The 18551-nt window shown below is 67.0% G+C and carries 15 protein-coding genes; 5 read left to right on the forward strand and 10 right to left on the reverse strand.

Annotated elements, in window-relative coordinates:
• Nucleotides 1-167 precede the first annotated feature (167 nt).
• On the forward strand, nucleotides 168-1235 hold the full coding sequence (locus P5F91_RS20835) for an aldose epimerase family protein (protein WP_277908155.1): 1068 nt from the start codon (nucleotides 168-170) through the stop codon (nucleotides 1233-1235).
• Nucleotides 1236-1264: 29 nt separating this feature from the next.
• Here P5F91_RS20835 and P5F91_RS20840 read toward each other — a convergent pair whose 3' ends face one another.
• Nucleotides 1265-2146, reverse strand: a complete 882-nt coding sequence (locus P5F91_RS20840) for an AraC family transcriptional regulator (RefSeq protein ID WP_186454840.1) — start codon at nucleotides 2144-2146, stop codon at nucleotides 1265-1267.
• 257 nt (nucleotides 2147-2403) lie between these two features.
• On the opposite strand from P5F91_RS20840, the gene P5F91_RS20845 reads away from it, so the two are divergent.
• Nucleotides 2404-3996 (forward strand): Na+/H+ antiporter, encoded by a 1593-nt coding sequence (locus tag P5F91_RS20845; protein ID WP_145612126.1) that lies wholly within the window; start codon nucleotides 2404-2406, stop codon nucleotides 3994-3996.
• Nucleotides 3997-4468: 472 nt separating this feature from the next.
• On the opposite strand, the gene P5F91_RS20850 is transcribed toward P5F91_RS20845, so the two are convergent.
• Entirely contained in the window at nucleotides 4469-5017 is a 549-nt protein-coding gene (locus P5F91_RS20850) for a PadR family transcriptional regulator (protein ID WP_145612128.1), read from the reverse strand.
• Between the two features lie 128 nt (nucleotides 5018-5145).
• On the opposite strand from P5F91_RS20850, the gene P5F91_RS20855 reads away from it, so the two are divergent.
• Genes P5F91_RS20855 through P5F91_RS20865 form a run of 3 tightly spaced genes read left to right on the forward strand, consistent with a single transcriptional unit; the run spans nucleotide 5146 to nucleotide 8495 of the window.
• A complete protein-coding gene (locus P5F91_RS20855) occupies nucleotides 5146-7191 on the forward strand; it encodes an oxidoreductase (RefSeq protein WP_277908156.1) in 2046 nt (681 codons plus the stop codon).
• Nucleotides 7192-7202: 11 nt separating this feature from the next.
• The gene (locus P5F91_RS20860; protein WP_145612130.1) at nucleotides 7203-7637 is read left to right on the forward strand and encodes a nuclear transport factor 2 family protein; all 435 of its coding nucleotides are present in this window, start codon (nucleotides 7203-7205) and stop codon (nucleotides 7635-7637) included.
• A 30-nt stretch (nucleotides 7638-7667) separates the two neighbouring features.
• Nucleotides 7668-8495, forward strand: coding sequence for a crotonase/enoyl-CoA hydratase family protein (locus P5F91_RS20865; protein ID WP_277908157.1), 828 nt, complete (start codon nucleotides 7668-7670; stop codon nucleotides 8493-8495).
• A 3-nt stretch (nucleotides 8496-8498) separates the two neighbouring features.
• Here the strand turns inward: P5F91_RS20865 and P5F91_RS20870 are convergent, their stop codons facing one another.
• The 8 genes from P5F91_RS20870 to P5F91_RS20905 form a co-directional block, all read right to left on the reverse strand.
• Entirely contained in the window at nucleotides 8499-9653 is a 1155-nt protein-coding gene (locus P5F91_RS20870; RefSeq protein ID WP_277908158.1) for an alanine racemase, read from the reverse strand.
• 270 nt (nucleotides 9654-9923) lie between these two features.
• Nucleotides 9924-10646, reverse strand: a complete 723-nt coding sequence (locus P5F91_RS20875; protein WP_277908159.1) for a glycosyltransferase family 32 protein — start codon at nucleotides 10644-10646, stop codon at nucleotides 9924-9926.
• A 13-nt stretch (nucleotides 10647-10659) separates the two neighbouring features.
• Entirely contained in the window at nucleotides 10660-11454 is a 795-nt protein-coding gene (locus P5F91_RS20880) for a glycosyltransferase family 2 protein (protein WP_277908160.1), read from the reverse strand.
• Nucleotides 11455-11468: 14 nt separating this feature from the next.
• Nucleotides 11469-13592, reverse strand: a complete 2124-nt coding sequence (locus P5F91_RS20885; RefSeq protein ID WP_277908161.1) for a tetratricopeptide repeat protein — start codon at nucleotides 13590-13592, stop codon at nucleotides 11469-11471.
• 77 nt (nucleotides 13593-13669) lie between these two features.
• The gene (locus P5F91_RS20890) at nucleotides 13670-14266 is read right to left on the reverse strand and encodes a hypothetical protein (protein ID WP_145612135.1); all 597 of its coding nucleotides are present in this window, start codon (nucleotides 14264-14266) and stop codon (nucleotides 13670-13672) included.
• 48 nt (nucleotides 14267-14314) lie between these two features.
• The gene (locus P5F91_RS20895) at nucleotides 14315-16045 is read right to left on the reverse strand and encodes an O-linked N-acetylglucosamine transferase, SPINDLY family protein (protein ID WP_246134483.1); all 1731 of its coding nucleotides are present in this window, start codon (nucleotides 16043-16045) and stop codon (nucleotides 14315-14317) included.
• A 208-nt stretch (nucleotides 16046-16253) separates the two neighbouring features.
• Nucleotides 16254-16814 (reverse strand): hypothetical protein, encoded by a 561-nt coding sequence (locus tag P5F91_RS20900; protein ID WP_145612136.1) that lies wholly within the window; start codon nucleotides 16812-16814, stop codon nucleotides 16254-16256.
• Between the two features lie 183 nt (nucleotides 16815-16997).
• Nucleotides 16998-18551 (reverse strand): beta strand repeat-containing protein (locus P5F91_RS20905; RefSeq protein ID WP_422394483.1); only part of this gene is annotated, 1554 nt, incomplete at its 5' end.

Here is an 18551-nt window from a genome sequence, read left to right on the forward strand (position 1 = left end):
CGTCTTCCTGCCCTTCGCCGTCCGCCTGGGGGAAGATGGCAAGGTGGCGGGCTTCTCCATCGGCTAGCGCTTCCTTCCCACCGCCGCTATAGTTACCGGTAACATGCCGAGTGGCTATAAAGGGAGGAAACATGAACGGGACCAAGCGGGTACTCGCCCGATGCGTAATGGCGGCTGTTTGCCTGGCCGGGCTGGCCGGAAATCCCGCACTGGCCGCCACCGTCGAACACACCACTGTCGAGCGCGCGCCCTGGGGCACCGGCCCAGGTGGAGAGAAAACGGAGACGCTGACCGTCGCCAACGACATCGCCCGCCTGACGCTGTCCACCTATGGCGCGCGCATGGTGTCGCTGCAGTTGCCCGACCGCGACGGCCATTGGTCGGACGTGCTGATCCTGCCCGACACACCGGACAAGCTGACGGATTTCTGGGTGATGGCCGGCGCCTCCATCGGCCGGTTCGCCAACCGCATCGCCAACGGCGCCTTCACGCTGGACGGCAAGACCTACCAGGTGGACCGCAACCTGGGGCCCCATACCCTGCACGGCGGGTCCAACGGCTTCGACAGCCGGGTGTGGGAGGCCAAGGCCGTGCGCGACGGCGTGGAATTCCACTATGTCTCGGCGGATGGGGAAATGGGCTTCCCGGGCACGATGGACGTGAGCGTGGCCTATCACCTGGCCAGGCGCGGGGGGCAGGCCATCGTCACCATCGACTATGACGCCACCACGGACAAGCCAACGGTGGTCAACCTGACCAACCATGCCTTCTTCAACCTGGCGGGCGCCGGGCAGCCCATGACCGGCCAGGCCGTCACCATCGCCGCCGATCGCTACACCCCCACCAGCCCCGACGCCATCCCCGACGGCAGCGTCAAGCCGGTGGACGGCACCCGTTTCGACCTGCGCCATTCGACGAGCTTCAGCGCCATCCTGGGCAGCGGCGGCATGGACCAGAACTTCGTCCTGTCCGCCCCCGGTCTGAAGACCCCCGTGGCCACGGTGACCGACACAGCCTCCGGCCGCATGATGGAGGTGTACACCACCGAGCCCGGGCTGCAATTCTACCTGCCGGCCAAGCCGCCCGCCCTGAACGGCGTGCCCACCCACGGCTTTTCCCTGGAATCCCAGCACTTCCCGGACAGCCCCAACCACCCCTCCTTCCCGTCGACCATCCTGCGACCGGGCCAAACCTTCCACTCCACCACCCGTTATGTGTTTACGGTGGGGCGGTGAGGGCACGATATGGAAATTAAGAGCGTCAGCTACCCCTGCCGCCGCCGCCAAGCCGCCGGGGGCATGCCCGTGGCTGCGGCGAAGACGCGGGTCAGATGACTTTGGTCAGCGAAGCCGCAAACCAAGGCGATCTCCGCGATGGGTAGCGGGCCGCGCAGCAGCTCCCGCGCGCGGGCCACGCGATGGTCCAGCAGCCAGCGATACGGCGTCTGGCCGGTGGTTTCGCGGAAGGCTTTGATGAAATGGCTGCGCGACAGGCCGCATTCGGCCGCCACCTCAGCGATGGCGACGTCACCGCCCATGTTGGCCATCAGGAACTCCTTGGCGCGCGCCTCTTGCCATTGCGACAGGCCGCCCGTGCGCCGGCCGGCCGACGGCGCCAGCGTGGCCATGCCGCCATAGGTCTGGGCCACGTGGATGGTCAGGGCCAGGGCCACCTGGTCCACGAACAGGCGGTTGCCCCGATCCGGCACGTCCAGTGCCGGCAGCAAGGCGGACGCCAAGCCATAGGCCACCGGGTCCACCGTGCCCCGCGCGCAGGCGAAGCCGCTGATCGCCGGGCGCTCCAGCTCCTCCGTCAGGGCGTTCAAGCTGGCGCGCGGAATCTGGACGCGCACATTGTCGAAGGATGAAAGGTGGCGGCAGGCCCAGCCCTCCCCCAAGTGGGTGACGGACAAGGCCATGCGGGCGTGCCCGCCGGCAAAGACCAGGCGGCCGCCGCGCCACAGCTCATGCCGGGGAAAATCGCGCAGCTGGATGATGACGGAAAACATGTCCAGGCACGGGATGTCTTGCCGGTCGCGGCTCGCGGGGTGGTCCTGGCGCAGGCGCAGGACCTGCGTGTCGCCCGCCCGCAGGCCCGTGGCGCGCGGCCCATCCGGGCGGGCACTGGCCAAGTGTGTGTCCGGCATGATCTCCCCCATCTGGTTGGCGCGATCCCGCTTCCCCCCGAAGGGGGTGCCCCTCTAGACTACAGCCGCTGGGGACGGGTTGTCGAAAGGCAAGGCCGTGGCAGAACCGTCGCCGGCATCCACTCCACCATCCCGCCGTTTTGGCGGGACTATCGTTCAAATCCACGCGCATCCGACAAGAACGGTCGCGCACCGGGGCCCTACGGTGGCCTTCATTCGCGTGGAAAAGTGTTTTGCCAGTAAATCATTGGGGAATCATGAGCAGCGTCGGGCAGTTCGAATTCATCCTGCTGCTGTTGGTGGCCATCCTGGGCCTGCGGCTGCTGGCCGGCCGTTTGGGCTTGCCGCCGGCGGCGGCGCTGATCATGGGCGGGATGGGCCTGGCCTTCGTGCCGGGTGTGCCGACCTTCGACCTGGACCCTGACCTTGTGCTGGTGCTGTTCCTGCCACCGCTGCTGATGGATGGAGCTTATTACACCGTCTGGCGGGAGTTCCGGCGCAACCTGGCCGCCATCCTGCAACTGGCCATCGGCGCGGTGCTGTTCACCACCCTGGCCGTGGGCGTGGTCACCCATATGCTGGTGCCCCACCTGCCTTGGGCGGTGTGCTTCGCGCTCGGCGCCGTGGTCTCACCCCCCGACGCGGTGGCGGCCAAGGCGGTGCTGGAGCATGTGACCCTGCCCCGCCGCCTGGTCGTGCTGCTGGAGGGGGAAAGCCTGCTGAACGACGCCGCCGGCCTGGTGCTGTTCCGCTTCGCCATCGCCGCGGCGTTGACCGGCGCCTTCAGCCTGGGCCAGGCCACCCTGGCCTTCACCGGGCTGGCGGTGGGCGGCGTCATCGTGGGCGGCGTTCTGGGCTATCTCTGGATTCGGGGTCTGCGCCTGCTCAAACATGAGCACCTGACCATCACCGCCATCTTCATGCTGCCCTGGGCCGCCTATATCCTGGGGGAGGCGGCGGGCGTCTCCGGCGTCATTGCCACGGTGGCCGCCGGCCTGGTGCTGGGCTGGCACCAGCATGAGGTCTTCACCGCCAGCGTGCGCCTGATGAGCACCGCCGCCTGGCAGGTCATGGTCTTCGTGCTGGAGGCCCTGGTTTTCATCCTGATCGGCCTGTCGCTGCGCGGCGTGATGAGCCGCCTGGGCGGTGTGGAACACGCGCTGGGCACCCTGGCCGTGCCGGTTTTGGCCGTGCTGGGCACCGTCGTGGCCGCCCGCTTCCTCTGGGTCTTCGCGGCGGAAGGGGCGGGCCAGATCCTGGGCCTGCTGGTGAAGCGACGGCCACTATGGTCCCCCGCCAGCGCCCTGCTGCTGAGTTGGGCCGGCATGCGGGGTGTGGTCACCCTGGCCGTGGCCCTGTCCATCCCTACCGGGGTGCCGGGACGCGACCTGATCCTGGCCGCCGCCTTCGCCGTCATCCTGGGCACCGTGTTGATCCAGGGCAGCAGCCTGGGCCCCCTGATCCGCTGGCTAGGCCTGGACAAGTCCGCCGGGCACCAGGGTGCGGTGCTGACCGCCCCCCAGGCCATGGCCGCCGTCGCCGCCGCCCAGCTGGAGGCCGTGCGCGCCCGCGCCCATAATGCCGACGGCAGCGTGCGCCACCCCCGCCTGCTGGAGCAGTACACCCACCGCGCCCGGGTGGCCGAGCGCTACTCCAAGGAGCGGGACGTGCTGAGCGCCGACCGCAGCGAGCACTACGACGTGATCCTGGCCACCATCGCCGCCGGACGGACGGAGGTGCTGCGCCTACACCGCACCGGCCGCATCCACGACGACGTGCTGCACGTCCTGGAATATGAGCTGGACTTGCAGGAGATGGCGGCCAGCACGTCGAGAATGAGGTTGGGGTAAGCTCCTCGGCGTTATGGCTATTTCCGCTAATGCCTCGTCTGGTCTGGCCGCTCAGCGATAATCCGGCCGACGGCACTGTCAAGAATGGCCTCGAATTCAGCGATCTGCTCGGGCGATGTGCCAAGTTCGGCCAAGTGGGGGGCCGATTCCGCAATTCCTCGAAGGTATTCCCGGAGTTGATCTTCAAAGTTTCCAGTAACGAAAACCTCGTAGTTGAGCTGTGGCGCGCAGTCGTATAGCCGCTCTTTTTTTTTTCAGTTTTGAACGAGCCGGATATCGCAGTCTCATACCTTCCGGCATGACGGTTGGAACATATCGTATCTTCGCGTCAACACTCGCAAGGCTAGACGTGGCAAATGCCGCGCTGAGAAATGGACCGACGCAGCGACGCGCCACATCCAGAGCCGCATACGCGGGCTGGAAAACTTCAGCTGAGGCATAGAATTCCACGTGCCCTCCGATATCAAAGCGTTTAACGGGTCGCCATATCCTCATCCGCCGCCAGCACGGCGATGGCCTTGCGGCAGAAGTCCACCCATAGCGTTTCCGCCATCACGCCGGCCTGTAGCACCAGATGCTGCAGCTCCCGCTGGCGGCTGTCGGCACCGTTGGGGAAGTCGCGCCGTTCGATCTCCTGATACAGGGCCAGCTTTTCCAGATGCTGGGCCAGGCGGCTTTCGATGTCGCGCACCAGGTCGGTGGGGCCGATCACCGCCTCCGCCCGCAGGCGCACCATCAGTTCATCGCGCAGGGGTTTGGGCTCCTGTGCCTCCCCCGTCCAGCGGCGCAGTTCCTCCCGCCCGGCGGGCAGCACCTGATAGGCGCGCTTGCGGCCCCGGCCGGCCTCCGGCTCCAAGGCCGTGATCCAGCCCAGTTCCTCCAGCCGTTTCAGCTCGCGGTAAATCTGCTGATGCGTCGCCTGCCAGAAGAAGCCGATGGAACGGTCAAAACGGCCCGCCAATTCGGAGCCGGAGCAGGGGCGCTCCAACAAGGCGGTCAGCAGGGCGTGAGGCAGGGACATGACGGCTCGATCCAAGAATGCGGCCCCTGACGGTACCCGGCCGGACCGCCTTTATGCAACCAGTTGCATAAATGAGCCGGCTGCCCCATTATGCAACAAGTTGCATAATAAAAGACGGGCGCCCCACCATGACCACCCCCTACCCCCACCTGCTGCAGCCGCTGGACCTGGGGTTCACAACCTTGCGCAACCGCGTGCTGATGGGGTCCATGCATACCGGGCTGGAGGATAGCCGTCAGAACCTGCACCGCCTGGCCGCCTATCTGGGGGAGCGGGCGGCGGGTGGGGTGGGACTGATCGTCACCGGCGGCTTCGCGCCCAATATCGCCGGCTGGACCAAGCCCATGGGCGGCACCCTGGCGCTGACGTCCACCGCGCGGCGCCACCGTCCTATCCCCCAGGCCGTGCATGCGGAGGGGGGCAAGATCGCGCTGCAGATCCTGCATACCGGCCGCTATGGCTATCACCCCTTCGCCGTCGCGCCGTCGCGCATCAAGTCACCCATCAGCCCCTTCACCCCGCACGCGCTGAGCGCGCGCGGAATCGAGCGGCAGATCCGCGCCTTCGTCCGCTGCGCCCTGCTGGCGCGGGAGGCCGGGTACGACGGCGTGGAGATCATGGGGTCCGAGGGCTACTTCATTAATCAGTTCCTGGTGACCCACACCAACAAGCGTACCGACGCCTGGGGCGGATCCTACGAGAACCGCATGCGCCTGCCCGTCGAGATCGTGCGCCGCACGCGCGAGGCGGTGGGCCCGGATTTCATCATCATCTACCGCCTGTCCATGCTGGACCTGATCCCCGACGGCAGCACGTGGGGGGAGGTGGTGCAATTGGCCAAGGCGGTGGAGGCGGCCGGCGCCACCCTGATCAACACCGGCATCGGCTGGCATGAGGCGCGCATCCCCACCATCGCCACCTCCGTCCCCCGGGGAGCCTTCGCCTGGGTGACCAAGAAGATGAAGGGCAATGTCGGCATCCCCCTGGTCACCACCAACCGCATCAACACGCCGGAGATGGCGGAGCAAATCCTGGCCGAGGGCTGCGCCGACATGGTGTCCATGGCCCGACCCCTGCTGGCGGACGCGGCGTTCGTGAACAAGGCCGCCGCCGGCAAAGCGGATGAGATCAATACCTGCATCGGCTGCAACCAGGCCTGCCTGGATCACACCTTCAAGGCGCAGATTTCCACCTGCCTGGTGAATCCCCGCGCCTGCCATGAGACGGAGCTGACCTACGCCCCCGCCGCCGTGGGCAAGCGCATCGCCGTGGTGGGTGCCGGTCCCGCCGGCCTGGCCGCCGCCACCGTCGCCGCCCAGCGCGGCCACGCCGTGGAATTGTTCGAGGCGGCAGGCGAGATCGGCGGCCAATTCAACATGGCCAAGCGTATTCCCGGCAAGGAGGAGTTTCATGAGACGCTGCGGTATTTCCGCCGGCAGATCGACCTGACGGGCGTCACCCTCCACCTGAACCGCAAGGTCACCGCCGAAGACCTGATCGGCGGCGGCTTTGACGCGGTCATCCTGGCCACGGGCGTCACCCCGCGGGATCCACGCATCCCGGGGCAGGAGGCCGGCATGGCCAGCGGGCGGGTGGTGACCTACCTGGACGTACTGCGCCACAACAAGCCGGTGGGCCGCCGCGTGGCGGTCATCGGCGCCGGCGGCATCGGCTTCGACATCAGCGAGTATCTGGTGCAGGACGGCCCCTCACCCACCCTGGACCTGGCGGCATGGCAGGCGGAGTGGGGCGTGACCGACCCGGCCAAGACGCGCGGTGGCGTCACGCGGCCGGAGATCACGGCGCCGGCGCGCGAGGTCACCCTGTTGCAGCGCAAGTCCGGCGGCCTGGGCAAGGGGCTGGGCAAGACCACCGGCTGGATTCACCGCCGCCTGCTGAAGATGAAGAACGTACAGATGCTGGCCGGCGTGAATTACGAGCGCATCGATGAGGGCGGCCTGTTCATCACCTTCGGCGAGAAGCGGGAGAATCCCACGGTGATCGAGGCCGACACCATCGTGCTGTGCACCGGGCAGGAACCGCTGCGCGAGCTGCACGAACCACTGAAGGCGGCGGGCGTCGCGGTCCACCTGATCGGCGGTGCCGACGTGGCGGCGGAACTGGACGCCAAGCGGGCGATCAACCAGGGCAGCCGCCTGGCCGCCACCCTCTGACGGAGACCATCATGACCGACCTGCCGCTGCATCCCGCCGTCGCCGCCAGCCTGGAAAAATGGCACGACGGCGTCGCCCGCCGCGACCTGTCCTTCCTGCCCGCCATCGTGCATCCGGAGGCGGTGTTCCGTTCCCCCATGGCGTTCACGCCCTATGGCCCGGCGCAGGCCTTGGTCCTCATCCTGGGCACCGTCATCCAGGTGTTTCAGGATTTCGCCTATCACCGCCAGTTCATCGACGCCGACGGCCTGAACGTGGTGCTGGAGTTCAGCGCCAAGGTGGGCGAGCGCGCGCTGAAGGGCATCGACATGATCCGCTTCGACGCGCAGGGCCGCATCGTGGAGTTCGAGGTGATGGTCCGCCCCATGAGCGGCCTGCAGGCCCTGGGCGAGGAAATGAGCCGCCGCCTGGCCCATGCCCTGCCCGCGCACAAGCAGCGGATCTGACCAAGCCCGGCGCCCGAGGGAGCGGAAACCATGACACATGCGGTCCCCCAGAGGGCGGTCCCCCAGAGGGTCGACCTGGACATCGAGGGTGCCATTGCCCATGTCCGCCTGACCCGGCCGGAGAAGCTGAACGCCCTGGATTTGGACACGCTGCGCCAACTGGTGCGCACGGCCGCCACCATCCGGCGCCAGCCGCAAATCCGCGCCGTCATCCTGAGTGGTGAAGGTGCGGCCTTCAGCGCCGGCCTGGACTTCGCCGCCGTGACCCGGAAGCCGTGGGAGGTGGTGAAGGCCTTCGTCACCCTGGGCCGCAGCACCAACCTGTTCCAGCGCGCCTGCTGGTGCTGGCGCGAGCTGCCGGTGCCGGTCATCGCTGTGCTGCACGGCCGCTGCTACGGCGGCGCCCTGCAGGTGGCGCTGGCCGCCGATTTCCGCATCGCTACGCCGGACTGCGAGCTATCGGTGATGGAGGGCAAGTGGGGCCTGATCCCGGACATGAGCGGCAGCGTGTCCCTGCGCGAGCTGGTGCCCATCGACGTGGCCAAGCGTCTGACCATGACGGCCCAGGTGATCAGCGGGACGGAGGCCAAGGCCCTGAACCTGGTGACCGAGGTGGCCGACGACCCCATGGCGGCGGCGGAAGCGTTGGCGGCCGAGCTGTGCGCGCGCTCCCCCGATGCGGTGGCCGGCGCGAAGGCCCTGTTCCAGCGCGCCTGGAGCGCCAGCATCCGGGGCGCCTTCGCGGCCGAGCGCCGCATCCAGTTCAAGATCATGCGGGGCCCCAACTGGCGCATCGCGCTCAGCGCCGGCCTGGAGAAGAAGGCGCCGCAGTTCCGTGAACGCAGCTTCAGGCCCTGAACCTTACCAGCCGTTGAACCGGTCCCAGCGGCGAAGACCACCGCCATCCTTGGGCAGGACGGTATAGGCGTCGAACTGGGCGGCGGTGGCGCAGGCGTGATTGGGCAGGATGCGCAGCTGGGTGCCGATGGGGAACAGGGCCTCCAGGTCGGCGCCGGTCGCCCCCGTCCAGTGCAGCACGCCGTGTTCCTGGTTGGCATCGCGGAAGGCCAAATTGGCAACGGGCGTTCCGTCAATGGCGGCGACCAGGCCGTAGCCGTGGTCCTTGGCCTGGCGCTGGGTGCCCCGGTCGCGGCTCATGGCCATCCAGCCGCCGTCGGTGATGACCCAGCCCGTGTCGGCGCGGTGGCCGATGACCGTGCACAGCACCGATAGGGCGATGTCGTCCACGGTGCACACACCCACACCAGCCATCACCAAGTCAAAGAAGGCATAGACGCCGGCACGCACCTCCGTCACCCCCTCCAGGTGCCGGGCGCTGAGGGCGGTGGGGGTGGAGCCGACGCTGACCACCGGGCAGGCATGACCGGCGGCGCGCAGGCGTTCGGCCGCGCGCACGCAGCCCGCCCGCTCCTGCTCCGCCATGGCCGCCAGCGCCTCGGGCGTGTTGAGGCTGTAGGAGCTGCCAGCGTGGGTCATGACGCCATCGAGGCGGGCGCCGCCACCGCCTTCGACCGTCAAGGCCGCCGCCACGTCCAGCAGCGCCGGTGCCTCCGGATGGATGCCGGAGCGGTGGCCGTCGGTATCGACCTCGATCAGCACGGTGTGGACATGGCCGTTCTCCCGCCCATGGCGGGACAGGCGCTCCGCCGCCGCCGCCGATTCCACCACCAGCGTCAGGCGCACGCCGGCCTTGGCCAGGCGCAGGGCGTGGTCGAACTTGGGCGGTGCGATGGCCACGGCGTAGAGGATGTCGCCATAGCCGGCAGCGAAAAAGCACTCCGCCTCCTTCAAGGTGGACACGGTCAGGCCCCGGGCGCCGGCGGCGACCTGGCGCCGGGCCACCTCCAGGCACTTGGCCGTCTTCACATGGGGCCGGAAGCGGACGCCCAGCGCGTCCATGCGGGTCTGCATGCGGGCGATGTTGGCCGCCATCCGCCCCTCGTCCAGCAACAGCAGGGGCGTTTCCAGGTCAGGGGGAAGGACGGGACGGGTCACCAGGGCTCTCCTGCCGGCGGTCGAAAGCGGCCGAAGATAGCGCGCGGACGGCCCCGTCCCCAGAAGAAAAGCCCGGTTCGATCGGGTGAACGAACCGGGCCTGAAGGTGGGTAGGAAGGAAGATGAAGCCCCGCGCGCCCCGGTCCGCCCGAATGGGAAGGGACGCGCGGACACCTGCAACCCGCCAGCCGGGCGCCGGTTCCAGGGCGGACCATGACGTTTCTGAGGCGCCTGGCTTCCGCGCCAGACCTGCCCGACATCGCAGCCCGCCTACCGATACGACGCGAAGCTGGGGTCGATGGGGGACAGCAGCAGCCGGTGGCGCTGTTCATAGGTCAGGGGGTGGAAGATTTCCCCCAGCAGTTCCGCCCAGCGCAAGGGATAGGGCGAGGGCTGGCCGTTGGGCAGCAGCACGCCCGTCTGGTCCAGCGGATGGATGGCGGGATGGCGCCGCAGCGCTTCCAGCTTTTGGTCCAACAGCGCCTCCGTCCGCGCCAGCCAGGCGGCGGTGAGCGGCGTGCCCTTCCTGAAGATGAAGGCGCAGAGGCCGATCAGCTCCTGATGCGAGCGGCGCAGCAGGTCGCCGAACTCCCCGGTGATGTGCGGGATGCCGTGGGCCAGCTCCTGATAGCCGAGGGCCAGCTTGTCCGACGCCGCCAGCTGGTCGAAGAACGGCCCCCACCGCTTGGAGGTGCTTTTGATATCCGTGTAGCCACCGCCATAGTGGTGCATCAGGTAGCAGCGCAGATAGTCCGCCTTGTGGGTGGAACTGAGATAGGGCCAGGCGGGGTGCAGGGGGAAGTCCGGCTTCACCCAATCCCCCACCGTCTCACGCGTGATGAAGGCGACGCCGCAGCCGGTGTTGCGGAAGATGGTCCACAGCGCCCGCAAGCGGGCATCCGACATGATCTCCGGCCCCGTCCACAGGCAGAAGACGATGCGGCCGGCGAAGGCGTCCAGGTCATGCGGCTTGGCGGTCCCGAGGGCGGTCATGATAAGGCGGCCGTTAGAGCATTGAAGGGGTGGCCGGGATGCCCAGGCCATTCATCAGCGACACCCGCCGCTGGGCGATGTCCGCATTGGGCGCGGGGTGGCGGCGGTAGACGTAGAGATAGTCTATGACGACGTTGTAGTCGTTGGCCGCGCGGCTGTCGCCCCGGCGGTCCGTCGTCGCGTCCTTCACCTCGAAGATGCGGGAGGCCAGCACCGGCACGTGCACCGGCATCTGCCGGTTGATGACGGCCAGCATGAAATCCCAATCCTCATAGGCCCGCATGAACACGTCGAACTCCAGCCCCGCCAGCAGCGTCCGCGGAAAGGCGAAGCACGACATGTGGACCTGATTCTTGATGTAAATCTCCAGCGTCAGGCGTCCGGCCACGTCCATGAAGCCCTCGTCCAGGAACTCCGGCCCATCCGGCCCCCGCCGTTCGGTGACGACGCTGCTGTTGGCGTAAACGGCCAACCCCTGCTGCACCGCGGGCTGGGCCAGCAGGGCGGGGATGAAGTTGGCGTGCCAGGCGTCGTCATCGTCCAGGAACAGGACATAGCGCCCGCGCGCCAATGACAGGCCCAGGTTGCGGCTGGCCGAAGGGCCGGGGGCGCCGTTGCGCCGGATGTAGATGTCGTCCGCCGACAGCCATGCGGCGCAAGCGCGGTCCGTCTCCCCATCCGTTGCGTCGGAAACGACAATGACTTCCACCGCCGCCGGCTGCTGCTTGACGGATTCCAGGGCGCGGCGCAGCAGGTGCGCCCGCTTGTGCGTGGGAATGATGACGGTGACGTCGGGTTGGGCGGCCATGGCGGTTTCGACGGTCAGCGCTTGCCCGCCTTGCGGCCGGCGGCGGGCTTGTCGGCCGCGCCAGGGGTTTGTATCTCCTCCGCCAACCGCGCCGTCACCGCCGCCATGACCGGCCCCCATTCACCCGGTGCCGGCTGGCGGAACTGCGTCAGATTAGGATACCAGGGGCTGGTCTCCATCCCCGCCTCCAGCCAGCGCCAGCAACTGTCGAAGCGGTTCAGCAGCCATACCGGCCGGCCCAGTGCGCCCGCCAGGTGGGCCACGGCGGAATCCACGCTGATCACCAGGTCCAGGCCTTGTACCAGGGCCGCGGTGTTGGCCATGTCGGCGAAATCCGCCGTCCAGTCGACCAAGCCCAGGGCGGCGCCATCCCCCCCCTTCTGCAGGGAGAAGAAGCTGGCCCCCGCCTGGTTCAGAAGGGGCGCCAGCAGGTCCGGCGCCACGGAGCGGCTGCTGTTGCGCGGGTGGTTTGGGTTGCCCGCCCAGCACAGGCCGATGCGCAGGCCCTGGTGCGCGGCCAAGCGCTGGGCAAACGCCGCCGCCTCATCCGCGGGGGCGGCCAGGTAGGGCACCTCCGCCGGCACCGTCGCCAGCGTGGTGCGGAAGGCGCCCATCAGGTTGTGCAGAGGCAGGCGCAGGTCGAACCCGGCGGAAAGCTCGCCGATGGCCACCGCCTCATCCACCTCCGGCATGGCGGCCACCAGGCGCAGCAGTTCCGGCTGGCATTCCACGACAACGCGGGCGCCGAGGGCCTTAAGCGGCCGGGCGTAGCGCACAAACTGCAGCGTATCGCCCAGGCCGCTGTCGGCCGACAGCACGATGGTGCGTCCGTCTTGGCGGATGGGCTGGCCGGCCGGATCCATGAACAGGCCGATCTGGCTTTCCGTGATACGGCCATGCCAAATCCAGGCGATGCCCTCCGCCCCCTTGACGAAATCGCCCTTCCGCAGGTGCTGGCGGCCGGTATAGATGTTGGCTTCGACATGCGATGGGTTGATGCGCAGCGCATTGGCCAGGTAGGCCAGCGCCTCGTCCGTCCGCCCCAGGTGCTCGGCGTATTTGCCAAGACGGCAGTAGACGTCGTCGAGGTTGCCCAGCAGACCACCCTTTTCCTGCAGCAGGGCTACCGCGTCCTCATAGGCCCCCAGCGCGTCATAGGCCTGGGACAGCGCGTTGATGACCCGGGGATCGTCAGGAGCCGCCGCCAGCGCCCGGCGCAGCACATCCCGCCCCTCTTCCGCACGCTGGTTGGCCACCAACCGGTTGCCCAGGTTCAAAAGGGCGTCAACGTAGGCGGGATTGATCTCAAGCGCGCGACGCAGCAGGCGCTCGGCGTCCGGGAAGGGGGCAATCAGGGCCAGGTTGTTCATGACCACCAGATTGTCCGGATCGGCGGCCAGGATGGCGGTGTAGGCGGCGTGTGCCTCCCCCACACGGCCCTGCTGATGCAGGCCGATGGCCTCGGCGAACTTGGTGCCGATTTCCTGCCGACGCGCCACCTGGGCGAACCGCGCCGCACTGTCGTCGGCCGCAGCACCCAAGCCCCAGCCCTTGTTCCGCTTGCGCAACACGACCTCGATGGCCGATTCCGACGTGCCCTTCAGGGTCTGGTCGCGCAAGGGCGCGTCATACTGGAAGCCGCTGTCCAGCTTCTCCAGCTTCAGCACCTCCACCTCTTCCTTGAACAGATCCAGCACCTGCACGACGCTGATCGACTTCGGCGACCAGCTCTGCGGCTTCAGGATGGTGAAGGTCCATTTATGGTCCTGGTTGAAGATGGAGGGCCACATGCCCTGCTCATACATATCCTCGTCCGGAACGGTGATGATCAGGTGGCCGCCGGGCTTGCAGATGCGGATCCAGTTGCCGAGCGACCGCACCGGGTCCACCAGCTTTTCCAGGCAATGGCTGGAATGGACGAAATCGTAACTGTTGTCCGCCACCCCTTCCATCAGCATGGCGTCACCATCGGGCAGATGCCACGACCGGGCGGACTTCATCAGCGGAAAATAGTCCCGGAGGTTACCCAAGGGGCTGGGGCCGCAGCCGATGTCTATCCCATCGCCCACGATCCAGCGGCGGGCGAACCGCCCGTCCGCAGCGCGGCGCAGCATCTGCTTGGTCGTCTCATCCGCCATCACGCTACTCCGCATACCGGCAGCGTCCCGCCCCGGGACGCGTCGAGAAAAAGACCCAACCGAGCCGCAGGCACCGGTCACCGCGGGGTCAGCGCCAGATAACCATCATCGGCATAGTCGCGGACGATAGTGTGAGTGTGGCGGAACTGGTGGAAGACGAAATCGATGTTTCGGTCATAAAAGGCCAGCTTGTGCTCAGGCACCGGCACGGCGCCATCAGCGTAGGGGCCGTCCTCATAGGCGCGCAGACCATTCACCAGGATCACATCGCGGCTGCGCGGCCGCAACTGGCGCAACTGCGTCATCAGGCTTTCCAGTGGCGGGCACAGAGCGTCATTCCCACCGGGGCCGTACTTGGCCTGATGGTAGGCGGCACCGGGTTGATGGCCATCCAGCCAGAACAGTATGGGAAGCTGCGCCGGGACCAAGGGTACCACAGCCTTCAGCACATCCTCGCAGGTGGCGTACAGCAGCTGGGCCCGGGGCATATCCACCAGGCGCGCACGCGCCTGGTTCAGGGCCTCCGTCGCGGTTTCGGCGGAGAACAGCCGCTCAAATCCAAAAGATGCGGCATGCAGCACATTGTCACCCGTCCCTGTCAGGGTCTCCAGATAGACCTGACACTGATAGGCGTCCAGCAGGCCCTTGAGATTGAAATGACGCAGTGTTCCCATGCGACCCACCGTTGGATGTGCAGCCCCTTGACCGTCCGCGTCCCGGTGTCAGCCGGCCTTGCCAGGCGTGACCCGGATGGCCAGCAGCCGTTCTTCCAGTTCCTGGACGAAACGGTCGGTGTCGCCCAGGGTGCGCCGCCAAGCCTCGCCGCCCGCCAGCGCATCGCGAAATGCTTTGTACTCTTTGGGCTTGTTGCCCAGCTTCACCGCCAGTTTCACATAATCGTCCACACTGGTGGTCACGCCCTGGGGCAGGCCCACGGTGCGGAGCAGGCTGCCCGCCATGCGCGAGGCGAAGGTCTTGCCGGACAGGGTGACGATGGGCAGGCCCATGCGCAAGGCGTCGCTGGCCGTGGTGCCGGAGTTATAGGGATAGGTGTCCAGAAACACGTCGGCCAACGGCAGGCGGGCCAGGTATTGCGCCGGGCTGGCCGGGCCGGCGAACAGCAGGCGGCCGGGATCGATGCCCCGGGCACGGGCCCGTTCCTGCATGTTCTGCCGCGCCCACGGCGTGCGGGCCAGCAGCCACAGCACGGAATTATCCACCCCACCCAGGATGCGCATCCAGGCGTCGAAGACCTCTTCCGTGATCTTGTAGGTATTGGAGAAACAGGTGTAGACGAACTTGTCCGCCGGCAAGCCCACACTTTCCCGCGTGGGTGATGGATCCACCAGCGCCTTGCTGTCGTTCACCTGATAGCAGATGGGCATGTACAGTGGCTTGGGGTGGAAATCGCCCGCCAAGTCCTTCGGCACCACGAAATCGTCGACGATGGCGTAGTCCAGCTCAGGAATGGGCTGCGAACCGACGAAGCCCAGGTAGGTGATCTGGACGGGTGCCGGCTTGCGCCGGACGATGCCGGGGCGCGACCCATCGGTCAGACCGTTGAGGTCAACCAGAATATCCAGCTCATGCTGGCGCATCAGCGCCGCCACCTGGTCGTCGCTCATCTCCGCGACGCGGAACCATTGGTCGAAGGCGCCCAGGATGCGATGCCGCAGATAGCTGTTGTCATCCAGGCCCATGTCATAGCCATAGACCTCGAACCTGCTCCGGTCGTGCTTCTCGATCAGCTCCACCATCAGCATGCTGACGGGGTGCAGGTTGTAGTCAGACGACAGGTATCCGATGCGCACCTTCTCATGGGCGTAGCCCTGCGCCGGAGCCAGCCGTTCCGGCGTGCCGAAGCGGGAAATCCACTGTTCGACCCAGCGGTTGACCACCGCGTTCTCGTCGAACAGCGACATCAGCGTCAGGCCGCCGGAGCTGGCGACCATGTCATCCTTGGTCAGGCCGGGAATGGGCAAATAGACGGGCCAGGCGCACATCTTCAGGCGCAGATGCACCCAATGGCTGATGGCGTCGGACTGCTTGGGCACGGTCAGCAGGCTGCGGTACAGCTCCCGTTCCGCCTCCTCGAACCGATTCAGCCGTTCCAGCAGGCGGCCCCGCTGATTCAGCAGAGTGGTACGCATGTCATCGGGCTGGATGGATCGGCGCCAAATCTCCAGCGCCTCGTCATGCTTGCCCTGGCCTTCGGACATCAGGCCCAGGTTGATGGCGGCGATCAGGAAATCGGACTTCAACGACAGGGCGGCGTTGTAGGCCGCACCGGCCGCAACCGTGTCGCCCACATTGGCCAGTTCCACACCCAGGTTGAAATAGGCCGCATGCCGCAAGGTGGTGTCGACCGGCACCTCATCCAGCCAAAGCTGGTACAGCGAGGCGGGCCGCATCCAGGGGGCGGCCTCCCGCGCCGCCTCGACCAAGCCAAGCAAGGCCGGGAAATCCAGGCGGCCCACCAGGTAACGAAATGCCGTTTCCTCGATCCCCGGCGGGATCTTCCACGCTCTGGCGGTCAGGTATTCGATAACGTCAGCGGTTTGCAGCGGTGCCTGATGTGTAATGGAAGCAGCAGAGGCCACGGTCGACGTTCCATGAATAAAGCACCTCAGGACTTCTTAGCTCCTGAAATATCAAATGGAATCATAACACGATATTGACGGTGGAGCGATCCGCAACTTTAGCCTGCTCGCTGCCCGGTGCCGCTGTTTCAGCCGGTGGCGGCGACGCCGGCGCGGAGGTCGCACCGTTAACGGGGGTCGCGGCGGCCTGGGCACCGCCATTCTGCGGTCCCGATGCCTGAGCGACGGCCGTCTGGGTCTGCACGACCTTGGCATAGGCCGTGCTGCCCTGCAGCTGGCGCGAGGGCGACAGCCGGAAGGCGCCTTTCTCGGACTTTTCGTTCTTCGTCGTCACGTTGTCACCAACCCGAACCACCGGCCGCTGATATCCCGGCATCGCCGGCGATGCCTGTGCCGCCATATTATACGCCGCCACGCCCGACAGCATACTCTGCTGAGAGATACGGACGGCATCCGCCGGGGTACTGCTCTGGGCGGCCCTGGATGGCTCCGCCGTAGCGCCCGCCTTGGCCAGGGCTTTCTGAAAGTCGGTATCGATCCGGCTGGCAGGCGTAGCCTTAGTTAGGGCGGTCCTGCTGACCACCCCGCCTATCGGCCGCGATGACACCGGATCGTTACCCATGAACCCCAACCCCGCACGCGTCCCCACTATCGGGACGTATGCCTTAACCACGAATCGAGGGCCCTGAAAAGCACCGAGGATTGAGAGGCTCAGCGCCCCTCAATCCTCTGGCACCCGCCCCTGAACGGGCCGGAGATGCTGCCCCGCACCCCCGGCCCGATCCATTACGCCACTCTTACATCCTTACCCGGACAGGCCCGTCAGCCAAGCGTTGACTTGATCGGTATTGAACGCGTGGACCTGGGCCGAGGTGAACACGCTGGCCTGAGCCGTCGTCAGGTTCGACAGCTGGTCGGTGGTCAACCCGGAAATCTGATCCGTCGTCAGGTTCGTCACCTGGCTGGTCGTGAACTCCCGAATATCCGCCGTGGTGAGCGCGCTGATCTGGGCCGTCGTCAGCGACTGCACCTGGGCGCTGCTGAGGGCCGCCACCTGGCTGCTGGACAAGGCCGACAGGTTGTCGGTCGTAAGACCGGACAGCTGGCTAGTCGTCAGAGCCTGAACCTGTGACGAGCTCAGCGCCCGGACATCCGTGGTGCTCAACGCCCCCAGCTGATCGGTCGAGAGCGCCTTGACCTGGGCACTGTTCAGGCCGGTTACCTGGCTGCTGCCCAAGGCCGAAAGCTGAGCCGTGGTCAGCGACTGGACCTGGGTCGTCGTCAGCTTGGTCACCTGGGCCGTGCTCAGGGCGTTCAGGTTATCCGTGCTGAGCGTCGACACCTGCGCCGTCGTCAGGGATGAAACCTGGGCCGTGGTCAGGGCCCGCACATCCGACGTGCTGAGGCTGTTCAGCTGGTCGGAGGTCAGGGCCTGAACCAGAGCGGTGGTCAGGCTGGCCACCTGGGCGGTGCTGAACGCCGTCACCACATTGGTGGTCAGGTTCGACACCTGCGCCGTCGTCAACTGGCCGATCTGAGCGGTCGTGAACTCCCGGACATCGCTGGTGGACAGCGCGTTCAGCTGGGTGCTGGTCAGCGACTGGACCTGGGCGCTGGTCAGAGCCTGGACTTGGTTGCTGGTCAGAGCCGACAGGTTGTCACTGTTGAGGCCGGACAGCTGGGCCGACGACAGAGCCTGGACCTGGGTGCTGCTCAGCTTCGTCACCGTGGCCGTGGACAGGGCGTTCAGCTGGTCGGAGTTCAGCGCCTTCACCTGAGCCGTCGACAGGCCGGTGATCTGCGCCGTTCCCAGCGCCGAGACCTGGTCGGTGGTCAGGGCACCCACCTGGGCCGTCGTCAGACCGGCTTCCTGCGCCGTCGACAGCGCCGCCACATTGGTGGTGCTGAGGGCCGACAGCTGCGCCGTCGTCAGTTGGCCGATCTGGGCGCTGCTGAGCTCACGCACATCGGCAGTCGTCAGGGCGTTCAGCTGATCCGTGGTCAGGGCCTGGATCTGGCTGCTGGACAGCTTCGCCACCTGATTGCTGGACAGCGCGTTCAGGTTGCTGGTCGTCAGGCCGGACACTTGGCTGGTGGACAGCGCGCCGATCTGCGCCGTCGTCAACGCTTGGGCGTCCGCCGTGCTGAGCGAGGCCAGCTGGTCGGTCGACAGCTGCTGCACGTCCGCCGTCGTCAGATTGGCAACCTGCGCCGTCGTCAGGGCCCCCACATTGGTGGTGTTCAGGTTCGAGACCTGGGCCGTGGTCAGCTGGCCGATCTGGGCCGTCGTCAGTTCCTGCACGTCCGCCGTGGTCAGGGCATTCAGCTGATCCGTGGTCAGAGACTGGACCTGGGCGGC

The sequence above is a fragment of the Nitrospirillum amazonense genome, from assembly GCF_029594735.1.
GTDB lineage: Bacteria > Pseudomonadota > Alphaproteobacteria > Azospirillales > Azospirillaceae > Nitrospirillum > Nitrospirillum amazonense.

Excerpts from the sequence above, each read along its gene's own strand:
- P5F91_RS20880 (WP_277908160.1), bottom strand. The coding sequence starts at position 11,454 with ATGGCCGCCCAACCCGACGTCACCGTCATCATTCCCACGCACAAGCGG.
- P5F91_RS20845 (WP_145612126.1), top strand. The coding sequence starts at position 2,404 with ATGAGCAGCGTCGGGCAGTTCGAATTCATCCTGCTGCTGTTGGTGGCC.
- P5F91_RS20855 (WP_277908156.1), top strand. The coding sequence starts at position 5,146 with ATGACCACCCCCTACCCCCACCTGCTGCAGCCGCTGGACCTGGGGTTC.
- P5F91_RS20865 (WP_277908157.1), top strand. The coding sequence starts at position 7,668 with ATGACACATGCGGTCCCCCAGAGGGCGGTCCCCCAGAGGGTCGACCTG.
- P5F91_RS20850 (WP_145612128.1), bottom strand. The coding sequence starts at position 5,017 with ATGTCCCTGCCTCACGCCCTGCTGACCGCCTTGTTGGAGCGCCCCTGC.
- P5F91_RS20900 (WP_145612136.1), bottom strand. The coding sequence starts at position 16,814 with ATGGGTAACGATCCGGTGTCATCGCGGCCGATAGGCGGGGTGGTCAGC.
- P5F91_RS20885 (WP_277908161.1), bottom strand. The coding sequence starts at position 13,592 with ATGGCGGATGAGACGACCAAGCAGATGCTGCGCCGCGCTGCGGACGGG.
- P5F91_RS20835 (WP_277908155.1), top strand. The coding sequence starts at position 168 with ATGGCGGCTGTTTGCCTGGCCGGGCTGGCCGGAAATCCCGCACTGGCC.
- P5F91_RS20860 (WP_145612130.1), top strand. The coding sequence starts at position 7,203 with ATGACCGACCTGCCGCTGCATCCCGCCGTCGCCGCCAGCCTGGAAAAA.
- P5F91_RS20875 (WP_277908159.1), bottom strand. The coding sequence starts at position 10,646 with ATGACCGCCCTCGGGACCGCCAAGCCGCATGACCTGGACGCCTTCGCC.
- P5F91_RS20840 (WP_186454840.1), bottom strand. The coding sequence starts at position 2,146 with ATGCCGGACACACACTTGGCCAGTGCCCGCCCGGATGGGCCGCGCGCC.
- P5F91_RS20890 (WP_145612135.1), bottom strand. The coding sequence starts at position 14,266 with ATGGGAACACTGCGTCATTTCAATCTCAAGGGCCTGCTGGACGCCTAT.